General features: G+C 62.1%; 16 protein-coding genes and 1 pseudogene. 4 read left to right on the forward strand and 13 right to left on the reverse strand.

Annotated elements, in window-relative coordinates; genetic code table 11:
- The first annotated feature begins 265 nt into the window (after positions 1-265).
- Positions 266-661: a response regulator gene (locus tag AC5JJ6_RS19165; RefSeq protein WP_496043588.1), complete on the forward strand. Its 396-nt coding sequence runs from the start codon at positions 266-268 to the stop codon at positions 659-661.
- A gap of 38 nt (positions 662-699) precedes the next feature.
- Here AC5JJ6_RS19165 and AC5JJ6_RS19170 read toward each other — a convergent pair whose 3' ends face one another.
- From AC5JJ6_RS19170 to AC5JJ6_RS19180, 3 genes are all read right to left on the reverse strand, one after another.
- Positions 700-1035 (reverse strand): hypothetical protein, encoded by a 336-nt coding sequence (locus tag AC5JJ6_RS19170; RefSeq protein ID WP_496043589.1) that lies wholly within the window; start codon positions 1033-1035, stop codon positions 700-702.
- Between the two features lie 5 nt (positions 1036-1040).
- Positions 1041-1706 carry a hypothetical protein gene (locus AC5JJ6_RS19175; RefSeq protein ID WP_496043590.1) on the reverse strand — a complete coding sequence of 222 codons (666 nt, stop codon included), beginning with the start codon at positions 1704-1706 and terminating at the stop codon, positions 1041-1043.
- Positions 1707-2366: 660 nt separating this feature from the next.
- Positions 2367-2609, reverse strand: a complete 243-nt coding sequence (locus AC5JJ6_RS19180) for a hypothetical protein (RefSeq protein WP_496043591.1) — start codon at positions 2607-2609, stop codon at positions 2367-2369.
- A 571-nt stretch (positions 2610-3180) separates the two neighbouring features.
- Here AC5JJ6_RS19180 and AC5JJ6_RS19185 point away from each other — a divergent pair.
- Complete coding sequence (locus tag AC5JJ6_RS19185) at positions 3181-3468, forward strand: hypothetical protein (RefSeq protein ID WP_496043592.1); 288 nt, start codon at positions 3181-3183, stop codon at positions 3466-3468.
- Between the two features lie 632 nt (positions 3469-4100).
- Here the strand turns inward: AC5JJ6_RS19185 and AC5JJ6_RS19190 are convergent.
- The 5 genes from AC5JJ6_RS19190 to AC5JJ6_RS19210 all read right to left on the reverse strand — a co-directional run bounded on the left by AC5JJ6_RS19190 (position 4101) and on the right by AC5JJ6_RS19210 (position 8469).
- Positions 4101-4433, reverse strand: coding sequence for a hypothetical protein (locus tag AC5JJ6_RS19190; protein WP_496043593.1), 333 nt, complete (start codon positions 4431-4433; stop codon positions 4101-4103).
- A 29-nt stretch (positions 4434-4462) separates the two neighbouring features.
- Positions 4463-5467, reverse strand: a complete 1005-nt coding sequence (locus AC5JJ6_RS19195) for a pentapeptide repeat-containing protein (protein ID WP_496043594.1) — start codon at positions 5465-5467, stop codon at positions 4463-4465.
- Positions 5464-5700, reverse strand: coding sequence for a hypothetical protein (locus tag AC5JJ6_RS19200; protein WP_496043595.1), 237 nt, complete (start codon positions 5698-5700; stop codon positions 5464-5466). The genes AC5JJ6_RS19195 and AC5JJ6_RS19200 overlap by 4 nt, the downstream gene beginning before the upstream one ends.
- Positions 5701-6690: 990 nt before the next feature.
- Positions 6691-7545, reverse strand: coding sequence for a replication protein C, IncQ-type (repC, locus tag AC5JJ6_RS19205; protein ID WP_496043596.1), 855 nt, complete (start codon positions 7543-7545; stop codon positions 6691-6693).
- Between the two features lie 327 nt (positions 7546-7872).
- Positions 7873-8469, reverse strand: coding sequence for a recombinase family protein (locus AC5JJ6_RS19210; RefSeq protein WP_496043597.1), 597 nt, complete (start codon positions 8467-8469; stop codon positions 7873-7875).
- 218 nt (positions 8470-8687) lie between these two features.
- Between AC5JJ6_RS19210 and AC5JJ6_RS19215 the strand changes: the two genes are divergently transcribed.
- Positions 8688-9020: a hypothetical protein gene (locus AC5JJ6_RS19215; RefSeq protein ID WP_496043598.1), complete on the forward strand. Its 333-nt coding sequence runs from the start codon at positions 8688-8690 to the stop codon at positions 9018-9020.
- A 165-nt stretch (positions 9021-9185) separates the two neighbouring features.
- On the forward strand, positions 9186-9740 hold the full coding sequence (locus tag AC5JJ6_RS19220; RefSeq protein WP_496043599.1) for a YjaZ family protein: 555 nt from the start codon (positions 9186-9188) through the stop codon (positions 9738-9740).
- 628 nt (positions 9741-10368) lie between these two features.
- Here AC5JJ6_RS19220 and AC5JJ6_RS19225 read toward each other — a convergent pair.
- From AC5JJ6_RS19225 to AC5JJ6_RS19245, 5 genes and pseudogenes are all read right to left on the reverse strand, one after another.
- Positions 10369-10974: a hypothetical protein gene (locus AC5JJ6_RS19225; protein ID WP_496043600.1), complete on the reverse strand. Its 606-nt coding sequence runs from the start codon at positions 10972-10974 to the stop codon at positions 10369-10371.
- 155 nt (positions 10975-11129) lie between these two features.
- Entirely contained in the window at positions 11130-12512 is a 1383-nt protein-coding gene (locus AC5JJ6_RS19230) for a hypothetical protein (protein WP_496043603.1), read from the reverse strand.
- Between the two features lie 201 nt (positions 12513-12713).
- Positions 12714-13103 (reverse strand): annotated as a pseudogene (locus AC5JJ6_RS19235) (hypothetical protein); the annotation flags it as partial.
- Complete coding sequence (locus AC5JJ6_RS19240) at positions 13096-13632, reverse strand: hypothetical protein (RefSeq protein WP_496043601.1); 537 nt, start codon at positions 13630-13632, stop codon at positions 13096-13098. The pseudogene AC5JJ6_RS19235 and the gene AC5JJ6_RS19240, both read right to left, overlap by 8 nt.
- Positions 13633-13910: 278 nt before the next feature.
- Positions 13911-14171: a hypothetical protein gene (locus tag AC5JJ6_RS19245; RefSeq protein WP_496043602.1), complete on the reverse strand. Its 261-nt coding sequence runs from the start codon at positions 14169-14171 to the stop codon at positions 13911-13913.
- Positions 14172-14439 lie beyond the last annotated feature (268 nt).

Here is a 14439-nt window from a genome sequence, read left to right on the forward strand (position 1 = left end):
GACCTAGCAAGCAACAGCGCGTCTCCGACGCTCCGCCAGCACCGCCCAGGCCCGCATTACCGCCCCCCCGCACATCGCCAGCGGCTCTGTTGCTGACCACCGCTTATAGTGCGGACGAAGGTTATCTCAGGTGAGCGCGCTTGCCTCGGCAGGCGTGCGAAACGGGACAGACCTCTATTCGCCAAGGGCCATAGATAGCTGACGTCGGCTCCAGCTGAATATTCTCTCTTCAGAACAGCATCTTGAAGTCAGGGAGGCGTCCGCAATGTACAGCGCATTGATGTCAGAACGCGTCGCTGATCTGTCAGGACAACGAGTTCTGGTGGTGGAAGACGAAGCTCTCGTGGCCATGCTGATCGAGGACAGCCTCCTCGATGCTGGTGCTGAGGTCGTTGGAACAGCCAACACGGTTGAGCGTGCCCTGGCCATGATTGAGGTTGCCATGTCGGACGGGGGGCTGACTTCCGCCGTGCTGGACTTGAACCTAGGCGGTCAGCGGGTTCAAGCGGTGGCGGACAGGCTGGTGTCGCTCGGCGTGCCATTTGTGATCGCCACGGGGTATGGCAACAACTGCGACACCGGAGGGCATACTGCGGTGCCGGTGATCCACAAGCCGTTCAGCTTATTCGCGCTGACCTCGGCAGTGGCAGGCGTAGCCTAAGTCGGTTCGATCGGCCGACATCAGTGCATCGTCGGCTTTCAGCCTTTAGCCAGCTTCCCCCAAGCCCGCATCGCCGCCCCGCACATGGACAGCGGCAGGGTCCGTCCCCATTGCCCATGATGCGGATGGGACATCCCATTATCGAGGCCAGAGCGACGACAGGGCGCATAGACCCATCCAGCCGAGTAGGTGACCGCCATCCACTCGAAGTCTGGTGGCAGCAAGCGCTGTGCTGCCTCGTCCCTGGTTGTGTAGGGCAGCACCTGGCCAGCGCGACCAATGGCATCATGGATGGCTTGATCAGCTGCGGCACTGCCTGCCTCGACCTTCGCCAGTCGGTCAGCGATGCGGATCAGGCGGCTGAAGCTGGTCATCCCGTTCAGCCCCGGTTGCGGCGTAGCGCCCACGCCAGCCGGCCAAGGAAGCCTAGCTTCTCGACGGTGTCCCGCTCAGCCTTGAGCACCTCCAGTTCTTGGCGAACCGAGGCATCTATCTTGGCAGCCAGCTCGGCATCCCTTTGGGCGCTATCCAGCCGCGCCTGTAGTACGGCTTGCTGTGCCTCCTGGGTCGAAAGCTCCTTTTGAGCTCGGTCACGAGCTGCTCGGTCAGTCGCCGCTTGGGCTCGGGCGTACCCAACAGCCTCCCGAAGCGCTATTGCTTCGCCCTCGGCCGCTGCCGCCCGGCTTGTCACCTCCCGTAGCTCTGCCTCAAGCCGATTGGCCCGCTCTGTCTCGGTTTCCAGCCGATCGGCAAGCACTCGGACAGGATCCACCATGTCCGGCTTCGCATTCGATGGATGCTTTATGTCCGGGACATAAGGCTCTGGATCTGCAGCAATGTCTGGGACATTGTCCCGGTCATCCAAAGAGACAGGTACCGGGACAGGCAGAAAAGAGACCGGGACGCTAGGCAGGACACTGACTGGGACGCCCACCCGCGGTTTGCCATCGTTGCCCAAACGCCGCGCCCAGTTTCCTCGGCGCATCCGTTTGGCGACACTCTCGGGATTGACCCCAAGGACGCGGGCAGCCTCGGCATAGGTCATCCACCGAATGTCCGGGTCACTATCCGTCACGCTGTCCCTCATGTCCCGGTCATTGTCCCTGGGCATGTCCAGCATAGTGTCCCGCCCACTTCCGGCCTGTCCGGTTCACTGTCCAAGCTGCCGCCAGGACATGACCGGGACATTATAGGGACAACACCATGCTGGTGAACTCAAAGGAAGCCGGCGCGGCAGCGCGTACCGCCAGACCTACTGCCATCACTGCCGCTACGCGCCCAGACACTTTGTAACCGTTTGATAACCAGGATCGGCCATTGGGCACCACAGATGCGGATGGCGCGCTAACCTTCGCTGCGCAGCGCCGTTCACCCCTGGTGAACCAGGGGAGTTTGCCGTGCGTCTAAGACCCAAGCGCAGCCGGAAGACCGCCAAAAAGCGCATCCGCTATGCGCGCAGAGCCGCCAGCCTTCAAAGGGGCCGCTAACTACAGTCGAAACTACGCGGCGCCGCGTAGTTGGGAAAGTAACCGGCGCCGGTACTTTGGGAAGGCGGAACGTCACTCCCGCCGCTCTGGCCGCCACGCCGCGAGGCACGCCGCCAATGCCTTCGCCGCCCGCAATGCGGCCAGGGCTTCGGCTTGCAGCTCGGCCTCCGTTCGCGGGCGGTCAGGCGAAGGCGGCAGTGGCGCGGCGGGCGGCATGGTCAGTCGCCCAGGATCAGCGGCGCCGTTAGCTCGCGCGGCACATCGCGCCGGGCCGCCTCACCCGCCTTCCTGCCGCCATTGGCGTCAAAGATCGGCAGAGGGCGCATGTCGAGCTTGCGCTGCCGCTCCGCCTCGATGGCGGCAGGAAGGCAGCATTCCAGCCAGCCGAGGTGGTCAAAGTGCTCGGGCCGCCCCGCTTGATGATGCGCTAGGCGAACCGCTGTCCAGGCCGCATCCACCACATGCGGAGGAACCTCGCGCCCGGCAAACCTGACGGGGACACTCGGGAATTCAGAGCGCGGCCGGGATAGCAGATCAGCAACGGCCTGTCGGGTGCGGGCCGCTTCCTTGGCCTGCTGCTGCTGCGGCTGGCGAACGCTTGACCTTTAGCCATGACAACGACGCCGACGCCCCCCCGGACATCGACGCCGTTGCTACAACCAGTGGTGCCCCCCGACATCGCTGGCTCAATAAATATGGGAAAATGGCATCGATTCGCACAACCCATAGTAAGCTACCCTCAAACTAAAACTTATAGTTGAGATAATATCACATCAAACTGTACTCGGAACATTTATGTGGGATGTTTTCTCATGTTTAATCAACTATAAGTTTAATAACATGAATTAGCGCATACTGCGTCTGCTGCCGCTCTCGCTTGTGTGACTGTATTTGGTTGATAGCCATAAGCCATAGTCGCGGCAGCGGAGAGGGCCTTGCCATCCCCCCGGCGGCAGTTCTGATTGCCCTCTACGCGTCCCCCCGATTAATGACCGCAGTGAAGCTGGGTGCTACAGCACCCAGCTTCTGTGCATGAACTCATCCTTCGACCCCCCGCCTGCAAAGCCGAAGATTACGGCCGATGAGCGCCGGCAGCGCGATGCCGAGCGGTTGCAGATTATCCGGTTACGCATGCTGGTCGGCCAGGCGTTACATGATCGCGGCATCAGCACTCCAGCCGCGATCGGCGCGGCGATCGACATGTCGCCGGCCGAGGCCGTCAAGCTCATGACCGGGAAGCAGTGGCGGGCTGGCGACGTGGCGCTGCTGGAGGCTGCGGCGATGCGGTTGGGGCTGAAGGTGCCGGCTCCCTTGCGGTAAGGGAGGTTCGGCTAGATCTCGACTACGTTATTACCATATCGCATTCGTAGTGGTGCGGTATCGCAACCAGCCTCTGAAGCTGGAACGTCGAGGGTTTCCAGACCCCACCTTCAAAGCCGCCATCCGGGACCACGGGGCGGCTTCTCTTTGTGCGCTGCCGATTGCGGCAGCGCTGACTCGCTTGCGGTGAGGGTTGGTTATCGCAAGGGAGTCTTTTCAATCCTATTTTGAGGCAGAAACTGTAATTTTCGTTATTTCCTCATAGAATGACAACAAAAAGTAAAAATAACCTGCAGTGCACATGAGAATCATTATAGTAACGATCGATAGTAAAATTACCTCTAATCTTACACTTATCATCAAACGTATATTCAGTGGCATCATTATCAATACCATTCTACAGAATACACATCCTACGAATACCATAAACATTTTGCCGGAAAAACAAGCAAAGCCTTTTTTATATTTAATAGGTCTGGTTCTACACTAGCAAATATGTTTCCGCTAAATCCAAGAACAGCAACTATTGAAAGCGCAACAACTATTGATAGCATCTTTGATGATTCATGTACGATTGACAGATAAGCGTAAGCTATATCCTCGTGTTTTGTTCTTTTTCAAATCTCATAACTTCACCTCGCCACCGTCGACCAAGCCCGCAGCACCGCCGCGCACATGGCGAGGGATTTAGTGGCGCCCCATTGCCCGTGGTGCGGGTGCGGCCATTCCCCATCCATGCCGCTCCGCCGGCAGGACGCATAGACACCGCCGCCGGCATAGGTGGGGTCGCGCCATTCGAAGCCGGGCGGGAGGAGATCCTCGGCAGCGGCGTCGTCGGTCGTGTAGGGCAGAACCGGGCCGGTACGGCCTAGCACCTCATGGATGGTACGGTCGGCCTCGGCGCTGCCGGTCGGCACCTCGCCGAGCCGGTCGGCGATGCGGAACAGGCGGTTGAAGGGGTCCATCTCACTCGCAGCGCAAATGTTTTTGCCGGCTATTTCCAGTGATCCGGACGGTCCATGCCCTCGGGCAGCTGGGTCTCTGCATTCCCGAAAGCCACGTCAATTTGGTCTTGTGGCAGGTCGATGCTCATTCTGAGGTCGGCCCCTTCGAGGTGCGCATCTATGAGGAGGACTCCTTCGAGATGTGCTCCCCTGAAGTTGGCCCTTTCGAGGTGAGCTGTCCAAAAGATAGCCTCTTCGAGATGCGCTTGCATGAAGATGGCCCTTTCGAGATGAGCGCCACAAAGATCGGCCTCTTCGAGGTACGCTTTCCAGAAGGAAGCACCTTTGAGGTGCGTTTCCGAGAGGTCGGCCTTTCTGAGATACGCTCCCTCAAGGTTGGCCTTGTTGAGGCAGGCTTCTTTGAGGATGGCCCGTTCAAGGTGCGCTTTTCCGAGGTCGGCTCCTCGGAGGTCGGTTGACCTCAAATCTAACCGCCAACCTTCGCGCTGCTCCCGCTCCCAATTTTGCCGGTTTTGCTGACTGCGGCGCCTGATCACACTGAGGACCGCCGCAACATCGGTTGGAACCTCGTGCCGCGCCTCCGACGATGTGTCATCTGCCGGGCCCAGCTCTTTCCAACGTGCACGCTCCCGGACGAAGGCAGTTAGCGTCTCCATCACGGTCCAGTAGTCCTCGCTGCTCTCCCGCGAGATGCGTTCCAGCGCGTAGATGCCACCTACACGGACCGGGAGGTGCTCACTCCCGAGTTGTTCGACCGCCTTCGTGAAGCTCTCAGTAATGCGCCGCTGGAGGTCCGCCTCAGTCTGAGCGTCGTGGCGCTGCCGGGCGACTTGAAGTTGGCCCAATGCGATGGCGCCGCCGATAATCGCTGCGACGAGTGTACCAACGGGAACGATGTGTTCCCGACTACCGCCACCCAAAGCGACGCCGAAGAACAGCAGAGCGAGACATACCAAAATCCCAGCAAGAGCGACGCGCCATGGTTTCCCAGCATACGCCTCATACCATGACCGATCTGGTCGGGCCGGGTTCATCGCTTCGCCGCCGCCTTGGGCCCCGCTCGCATGTAGCGGGGCAGCCGCCCCTCATCGACCCATAGGTCGACTAGCGGCGTGATGGTCCCGGCCGAGCCGAAGCTCTGGCCGTCCTTCTGGCAGTCAATCATGGCGCCTCGGTAGGTGTAGGACGGGCCGCCTAGCCGCCCCTGAGCAGCCGCCTCGACGAGCTGGGGCCGCTCGGGCGGAGGCGGTATGAGGGTGTCGCTCATCCGATCCACCGCTGCCAGAATGGCCGCCGGGCCTCGGTCAGTGCCTCCCGAAGCCCCTTGGCTTCCTCAGCCGCTACCGCAGCCCGGACACGTTCTGCCGCTAGCTCAGCCTGTGCGGCATCGACCTTCAGCGTGGCCGCGGCCAGGTCAGCCCGTATCTGGGCCTCCCGGTCGGCCGCCATCTGCCGAGCGGTTGCGAGCTCCTCCTGAAGTCGCCCTACCTCAGCCGCATGCGCTCCGGCGAGACGCTCAGAGCTCCTCCTTGTGTGCGGAGGTCCCGATCGACGCTTCATATTCGGCCAACACTTTTGGGGAGGCCTTACTCAGCCGCTACAGCCACATAGAGTCTAGCGCACCTCTATGCACGAACATGGCGCAAATAGCCTCACCAGAACCACCAGCTTCCTCCATGCCCAAAGGGGAAGGCCACGCGACTAGCGCGGCCGGGAGGGTAGCTCCCGTCCCCAGAGCGCTGCCGTAGGCAGCGTGTAAGGCAGAGATTGCGCGCCACAGGTGCGCTCCGTCCTCTAGAGCAGCATGATAGGTGTTCGTGCGGCGCCATGCGCCGCCTGCTGAGAGGATGGATCCCCGCACTCTTAGTATTCTTTTTAATATTCTTCTTAGTATGGGGGTGTGGATAAGTCTGAATGTTGTTCAAATTCAGGAGCTTGAGTGCCCACGAGCGTTCCCGAAACCTCGGTGCAAAGACGCTCTGGGAAGGCCTGAGCGGCACCTAGCGTTCCCGAAACCTCGTACTAGCGTTCCCGAAACCTCGTACCAAAGTAGGGAGGCGTTCCTGAAACCTCGCACTGGCGTTCCCGAAACCTCGTACCAGAAGGGGGGGGGCGTTCCCGAAACCTCGTACCGCGTTCCCGAAACCTCGTGTCGAGCGTTCTCGAAACCTCGTATCGTCTAGTTTCTGGCCGCTTGATTGGCGGCAGAAAGGGGCGCGACAGACGCGCGCCGCCCCGTCCTCGCCCCAATGAGGGGTTAACGCGAGGTTTCAGGAACGCCCTTGATCGAAGCTGGGGCCATCTGAGGGCGGCGAATCGTGACGGTCGCGCTTTGCTCCCCCCACTCAATTGCCCAGCCACGCAGATCAGCAATAACCTTGGGGCCGTCGTCTCGACGCCGCCCAGCCTTGTTTAGAGCTGTTGAGCCAAGGGCGTGGTGCCGGAGTTTGAATCTGCGCTTCCTGAGTTCGGCGGACGTAATAGACCCTGCGGCTCCGTATACGGCGGCAACGAGGTCGTCGATTGCGTATGTGCGATTGCTGCCCTGGTGCACGTCGGCGCAGAGGTACGTGTGGAGTATTCGGCCGACGTCTCCGAGCTGACGCATCTCGCGTAGATCTACAGCAACGTACGGACGGCCAATTATCGGCTCGGCCAGAGCTGCGTTCAGGAGGACGTGGATGCGGGGATCGCCCTCACGATTTTCGTAGGCCAGTAGCTCGTCTCCACTGCGGCGCGTTGCGCGCCTCTCATTCTGTCCAGTGGATCCCAGGTCGGTCAGATGCACCGCACTCAGTCGCTCGAGGCAATCACCGATCGCCTCGTACGCGGAGCCACTGCTAGACAGGCCAGCCTCGGTGAGAAGAGTGTGCCGCGTAGGAGCGAGATAGAATCTATTGCCCTGTGCCACCAGGCGCTGCGCCGCGTCTACGTCGCCGATGCCGCCGCCTTGGGCCCTCTTTTCCAAAAAAAGGCTGAAGACGAGCTGTCGCTCGTCTGAGGGGAGGTTTTTGGTGAAGCCACCTCGTAGACGCCCGCGGTCGTCCAGGCCCTGGGTGGCGAGAGGATTGTAGTGGATCAGGCCAGCCTGCCCCGCCAACGCCAGAAACACTCCTAGGTCGTCCGCTCCTAACTCGTAGGCCGACGTAATCCGCAACCAGCGGCCGCGATAGTGGATTTCACGCTGAAATCCGTGGAGGCGGTCCCCCCGCCCTCGTTGCAGCGGCCGGAAAAACCCGCCGCAAAATTGCGCGTCAACCCGCGCTAGTACCGCCAGCGGCTTAGTAGACGGGGCACGTTGGCGGCGACCTCCGGCAGTTGTGGGTTTGCTGCAGTCAGGCGCTGCGGATACACTGCTACTCACGTTGGATCTCCCGCATTAGGGTCTGGCGTTCGCCTAGAGGCCCTGCCGGCTGCACCCGGCGGGGCTTCGTCGTCTCTAGCAGGGGTGGCCCTGCGTCTCGCCTCCTGATTGGCTACTTGATGCATCCAGCACTCGGTACACGCTGCTACGGCCGATCCCGAGCTGGCGCGCAATCGCCGTAGGCTTCAAGCCCTTGCCGGCCAACGCCAGAATTTGCGCAGCCTGTCGACGAGCTGTCGGCGCTCGCCCGATGTAGCGGCCCTCGGCTTTGGCCTTGGCGATACCCTCGCGCTGCCTCTCCAACATGAGGGCTCGCTCGAACTCGGCCACGGCGCCGAGCATGGTGAGCATGAGGCGACCGGTGGGCGTGCGCGTGTCCACCTCCGATCCGCCCATGGACAGCACGCGCAGCGCCACACGTTTCGCCTCCAGCCGGGCGACGATAGCGAGCATATCAGCGACAGATCGGGCAAGCCGGTCGGGCTTGGTGACGATCAGCGTGTCGCCCTCTCGGAGGAATTCAATCGCAGCGTCGAGCTGGGCGCGGTGAGCGACAGAGGACGCGCGCTCACTGAACACACGCTCGCAGCCGGCTGAACGCAAGTCGCGCTCCTGCGCCTCCAGTCCCGCCTTCTGCTCCGCTGTAGACGTTCTCGCGTACCCGATATCCATGCGCGCCGTCCCAAAAAGTCTTAGAGTTTTGGGATTATCGCCCCAAAACCGCAACCTACAATGTGTGTGGGGCTCTGTTTTGGGCAGGAGGAGCGTCCCGTTGGGGCTTGGTCTAACGAGACGCCCAGAGTTTGTTTCTATATCGTATATTTTGTTGTAGACAAGGCGGCATTAGACTACGTTGTGAAAGGCAATATTGTCCAAGGGAAGAAGCACCCATGGCTGGCGACCGATACAAGACCTACAGGCTCACCACGGAGGGCGCGGCGATCGAGGCGATGGCGAAGGAGCCATCGCGCTATCCGATCTACGCTGCCTTCTCCAAGGCCGACCTCCCCGCCTTTACTGGGCTCCTCCCCGACTTGCGGACGCAGTTTCCAAGCCTCAGCGACTTCGCGATGCAGGCGGCCGGTGCCTTCGTGGGCGAGGTGATGCGCGGGCGTGGACATGCGATCAAGCGGCGCGCGCGTGTGCCGGGCGGTGGCGACTACGTGGGCACTGCTGCCGTCTGGACAGCGGAACCAGTGAAGGCTTCCAAGGCCGCGGCATGACAGAGCAAGGGGCGCCCCTCTCCTCCTCGAGCCGATAAGCATGGCCGGGCCGCACAGAGTGGCCTGTGCAGTGCACCGGCCTAGTCGTGACAGATAAATCCGTTTGCCCCGCAGGCGGCGGGGTCCGGCAGGGCCACTACCCTGCGGAAGCAGGGAACCCATGTCGTGACTACCTCTAAGCCCTATTTCGCTCCCCTGACGATCCGGGGGCAGGAATACAGCTTCGCGCACCTTGAGCCGTTCAAGGTCATGGTGGACAGCCACAAGGTCGGCCGCCTTGTGTCGGTACATGTGCGCTTCACCACGCACTGCTTCACGGAAGGCTTCGACCCGGAGGCACACTTGGCCGATGAGCCGGTGATTGTCGACGAGGGGAGCCGCCAGCGCGTCTTCTGCCAGGTGCGCTACGGCCTGTCCGCGCACCTCCCGACCGCCATTCAGGGGCTGAACCAACCGCAAGCGAAAATCTACCAGACTGGCGCCCGCCGGAACTGGCTGCACTCGACGACGGTGCAGGGGCATGACGGCCCTTACCACATCTTCTTCGAAATCCGCCGGGCTCCACAGGAGCGGAGCCGGATGCAGGACATCGAACTGACTGTGGAGAGTGCCTACCCTCAAGGGAAAGGCATCCCGGCGCCTGTCACCATCGGGCGCACGGGGTTCATAGCGCTAGTCAGCAACGTGTTCTTGGGGAAGCCCGTCGCCACGAGGCGCTGAAAACCAAAAGGGCGCCCGGAGGCGCCCTTGGGTAGTCAGGTCCGGCCACCGCTTCGGCTTGCGCCTCGGCCCACCTAGCGTGGGCACCGCATCTCTGCGGCCAGGGGGCGCTCTCGCATCCGGTTCGTCGCCCCGCCCCTCTAAGATAGGTCAGCAATTGGCATTTTGCCAATACCCAGATTGCCAACTTAGAGAAAGATCGTCGTGATGCCTGCCCGCCTGTCTCGGGGAGGTGACTGGTTCGGGAACCCTAGACCCGGCGCGGTAGAGAAAAGCCCGGAAGTCGGGGGCGATGGAACCGCCAGTCGCCCATGCGGCAAGTTCGGCCTTGCTGATCTGATGTAGTTGGTCCTGCCACGCGAATGGCTACAGAATCGAAGGCCTTCGCGTCATCGAGCCAGGACCCGGTCCCCAAGTCGGCCTTCGCGCAAAGGTCTCAGCAGATGCAGAGTTCCGAGGGAGCGCGCTCATGCTCTCCAAGTTCTTGGTATCTGTCTATGACAGTGCTCTGGGCAGAGAAGGCAAGGCGCGGCACGAGGCGCAACTCGGCGACGTACAGCCACCGGCCGGTCTGCGCTTCTGACACTATTGACGAGGAGAAAGGCCCAGACGCCGAGTGTCCCTCCAACTATCCTTTTAAAATTAAAGGCAGCTGAAGAAATGCTCCTATTGCAGAAAGAACAAACCCTGTAAAGCGAGCTGTTTTTTTAACCTCAAAAACATGGTAATCCGATTTTTCGTTGGTGAGCATTTGTGCTTTTCTATAGAAGAGGATTCTTGAAATTTTTGTCGATAGATAAACCAATAAATTTGGTATTGTAGCCCACGAAATAAGCAAAGCGATGTTTTTATATAGAGAGGAATAGTTTTTTGTGTTAATGAAAACAGATACAACAATTGCTATAAAAATCACAAGCACAAAAGCATTAAACAGCATAAAAAATGTTGTGTACATTATATCGTGTATGGTCAATTTAGGGCTTTTTCCAGCAGCAATAATTTGTTTAGCAATAATTATGAACACCTCCTCTTTTTCTATGGTTTCCCAAAATAATATAGCCGAACCTAAAACAACAGAGTAGATACCAACAGCAGCTAATTTGTGGGCGAAGGAAATATCAGCCCAAACTACTGTGAGTCCACAAGACACCCATATAATTGCAATAGAAAGTCGTACGCGGAGAGGTATGATAGTTTTATCATCAACTCTGAAAAATTTTCGCAATACCTTCAATGTGTGATCTCCCCTGGCAGTGACGCATTTGAAGGTGTGGCGCTGACCTCATAGACTCTCCATTGTGGAGCCCCGGCAACTCCACAAAGCACCTGGCATCCTCAAACAGCTGGCCGGCGTAACTCCCGTGGGTTACGGCGTGGGTGTTGCCACCTCTAACGTGGCCGAGGCGGCACTGGCGGCGGCTCGTCGTCGTCGGGACGTCGACGCAGGTCGGGAGTTGGCCCTACCGGTCGGCCGGTATGAGTAGCCCCGGAGGCCGCTGGACGACTGGCAGCCGGCTGGGCGGCAACCGGGGCCATCTGGGCCACCGCCGCCCGCAGCGCCGCTAGCTCTGCCAGCAGCCGGGGTGCGTTCGTCATCGTGGCCTCGATGAGCTGTCGTCCGCGCGGGTGGTGCCGCAGATGGTCGGTGGAGCGGTCCCGCTCGCCCTGTAGGCTGGCAAGCGCCCCCTCTGCCCGTGCAATCTGGCGATCAAGCCGCACAATCCGAATGATCCGCATTAGCCGCCACAGTGGGGCGAGGGCTCCGCCGAGTGCGTCCGTCGCTGCCAAGGTCGCCCGACGCTGCCGTGCCTCCTCGAGGTGCGCGGTCCAGCCGTCCGTTGCCTCCCAGTTGGCTACAAGGTGGCGCTGCCGCCGCAGGTACGCCCCAAGCTGCACGTCCAGTACCCGCCGCCACGCGGCCTCCTCGGTCAGAGGGGTGTACGTCACCTTGGGCTGCCGTTGACCGCCGCGGTGCAGCTGGGCGCGCAGGCTGACGATCTCTCCCGCCAGCCGGTCCCAGCCCCGGACGCACCCAGCCTGGAGGGTGTCTGCGATCTGCTGACGCTGCGCCTCGCGGCTTGCGGCCTGGGCACGAGTCTGGGGCCGGGCCGGTGCAGCTTGGTCGAGCGCCGTATGCGGGGTGCGATGCCGGACGGTGCCGCTAGTCGGAGGGACGGGTCTCGGCCGCCCTGCGAAGCGCGGGGGTCGGTTCTGCTGCTGGGTGGCCGCAGCCATCGCTTCCAGCAGCCGCGACAACCGCGCTTCCGCCTCCGCAGCGGTAGCCGGGGGCGCCACCCTGCCAGCAGCGTAGGCCGCAGCACGAGCCGCAGCCCGCCGGGTGGCTGGCCGAGCCTCGACCGCAGCAGGCGCGGGCCTGGGCGGGGTCGGCGGGATAACCTTGGGAATAGGCGCCTTGGGCGCATCCTGCGGGGCCTTGGGGACCTTGGTAATCGGGGCAGCCGGGCGCTTTGCCATCAGCCGGGCCTGCTCAGCAGGCGGCAGGGACAAGCCGGCAAGGCGGGCGTGGACGGCTGCCGCGCTGATCCGCTGGCCGGTCGTTGCCTTGCTCGCAGCACCCAACAGCCGGGCCAACGGGTGAGCGGTTCCAGACGGATCAAGGACTACGGCAACGCCTCGGTCCCCTTGCGCCAGCACGAGACGGCGATCAGCCAGGGCAGCCGCTAGCGAGGCGCCGCTATCCGACGTCTGCCAGGCGGAGAGGACTGCGGCGCCGATCTCCCGCTTGGTGATCCCGGTGCGTGTCTCGGCCATTCGCTCGCGCGGGGTGATCGGGGCAACTCGGCGGTTGCGGTCCAACTCGCCAGCAGCGCGGACAAACTCCACCAAGTCAGCGCGGCCGCGGCGCTCAAGCTCGGCCACCACGGCTTTTGCGTGAGCAAGTGGCGGGCAGGCGAGGCCGTACTGGTGACAGACCTCAACCGTGATCCGCTGCCGACGCAGGTAGTCGTGGCTGACGTTCGCCACCCGCCCTCGATCGTTGCGGCGCTCGTAGACGCGGTGCTCGTGGGTGTCGCGGCGATCTTGCGCTTTGGCGTGCTGGACAGCGCAGTACCGGGCCCGGCCCAATCCGAACTCGGTCTCGAAGGCACGCCACCAGGCAGCCAAGACCTCGGGCCGGTTCTCGCCAACGGCAGGGTCCAAATGGACGTGCAGTAAAGGCTCCTGGCTCGGCAGATCGCTCGCCAGCGCGGCCAATAGCCGCACCTGGGCGTGGATCGTCGTGCCCGACACGCCGCGCCCGGGTAGCAGCGTGGAGACCTGCCCCGTCTCTTTGGCAAGATGGGAGCCGACATGCTTGGCCGAGGCTCGACCAGCGCTGACGCGGGTGGCGCCGCTAATCACGGCTACCTCCCGAGGCGCGCTCGATTACGGTAACCACCTGCTCAGTCAGGGTGTCTAGCCGCTCAACCGCCCGGTCTACTCGCGCGAGAACGGCCTCGGCATGCTGATGCGTTTGGCTGTCGCCGCCCTCGCGGGACAACCGGGCCAGCCGCACTAGGGCGCCGTGACCCTCCCGCAACTCGCCGCGCTCGTCCTCGATCTGACGGAGAGCAGCAACCAAGGCCGATACGTCGACGGAGGGGCGACGTGGGCCGCGCCGTCTCGGCGCCGGCCGGGCCAGTTCCTCGGCCACTAAGCGGGCAAGCAGGGTCGCCCGCTCCTGGCCGTGTGCGTCAGCGCGAGCAGTGAACGCCTCCGCCGTGGCCGGGTCCACCCGGCAGGCGAGGACCACCGACCGCAGCGCGTCGTCCGGCAGCGCCTTGGGCCGGCCGCGACGAGCGCCACGGCCAGTCGAGGCTAAAGCCTCGGCTGGGGTCAGCGCGGTCGGGGCGGGCAGGTCGGACACGTCGATCGGCTTCCATGAAGGCAAGGGGTCCAGGGGATTTTCCCCTGGCAGGGTGCACGGGGCAGAGCCCCTGCCCAGGTTCGCGTTTACGCGATATGCCTGGCTATACCAAGCTATGCTATACCAAGCTATGTCAAGAAAACACGCTATGAGGAGTGGAGCAAAGCATCGTGTTCTACCTGTAGGTGAACAGCTGTTGTTTTGAAGCTAGGGTAGCAGCCGAGCGCCGTGCCCCCACCATGCACCCATAGTGCCCCTATCTCGTGGGGGCACTATGGGTGCATAAGTAGCAACCTCTCGCCTCAAGCAAGCGACCGAGGATCTCGGTCCGCAGCACCGCTCCGCCGGCAGGACGCATAGACACGGGCGCCGGCATAGGTAGCGTCATACAACTCGAAGCCGGGCGGGAGCAGCTGTTCCGCCGCGACGTCGTCGGTAGTGTGGGGCAGGATCGGACCAGTGCGGTCTAGCGCCTCATGAATGGCACGGTCGGCTTCGGCGCTGCCGGTCGACACCTTGCCGAGCCGGTTGGCGATGCGGAACAGCCGATCCTTGCGGCTCATCGCTCCCCCTTCGGCACCGTTCGCATGTAGCGAGGCAACCGCCCCTCATCGAGCCACACATCAACCAGAGGCGTAATGGTCCCGGCCGAGCCGAAGCTGTTCCCGTGGAGTGGATGCTCCGGCATCACCAGGCGGCACACATGGCCGCCCTTCAAGCAGTCGATGACGGCGCCGCGGTGCAAGTGACTGGCGCTGGTCTTAGTGGATGCAGCGTGACGCTTAGTACCCGGGACCTCCTGTGGCGCAGGCTCAGGGGCGGTAAACGTCC

The organism is Skermanella sp. (genome assembly GCF_059503625.1).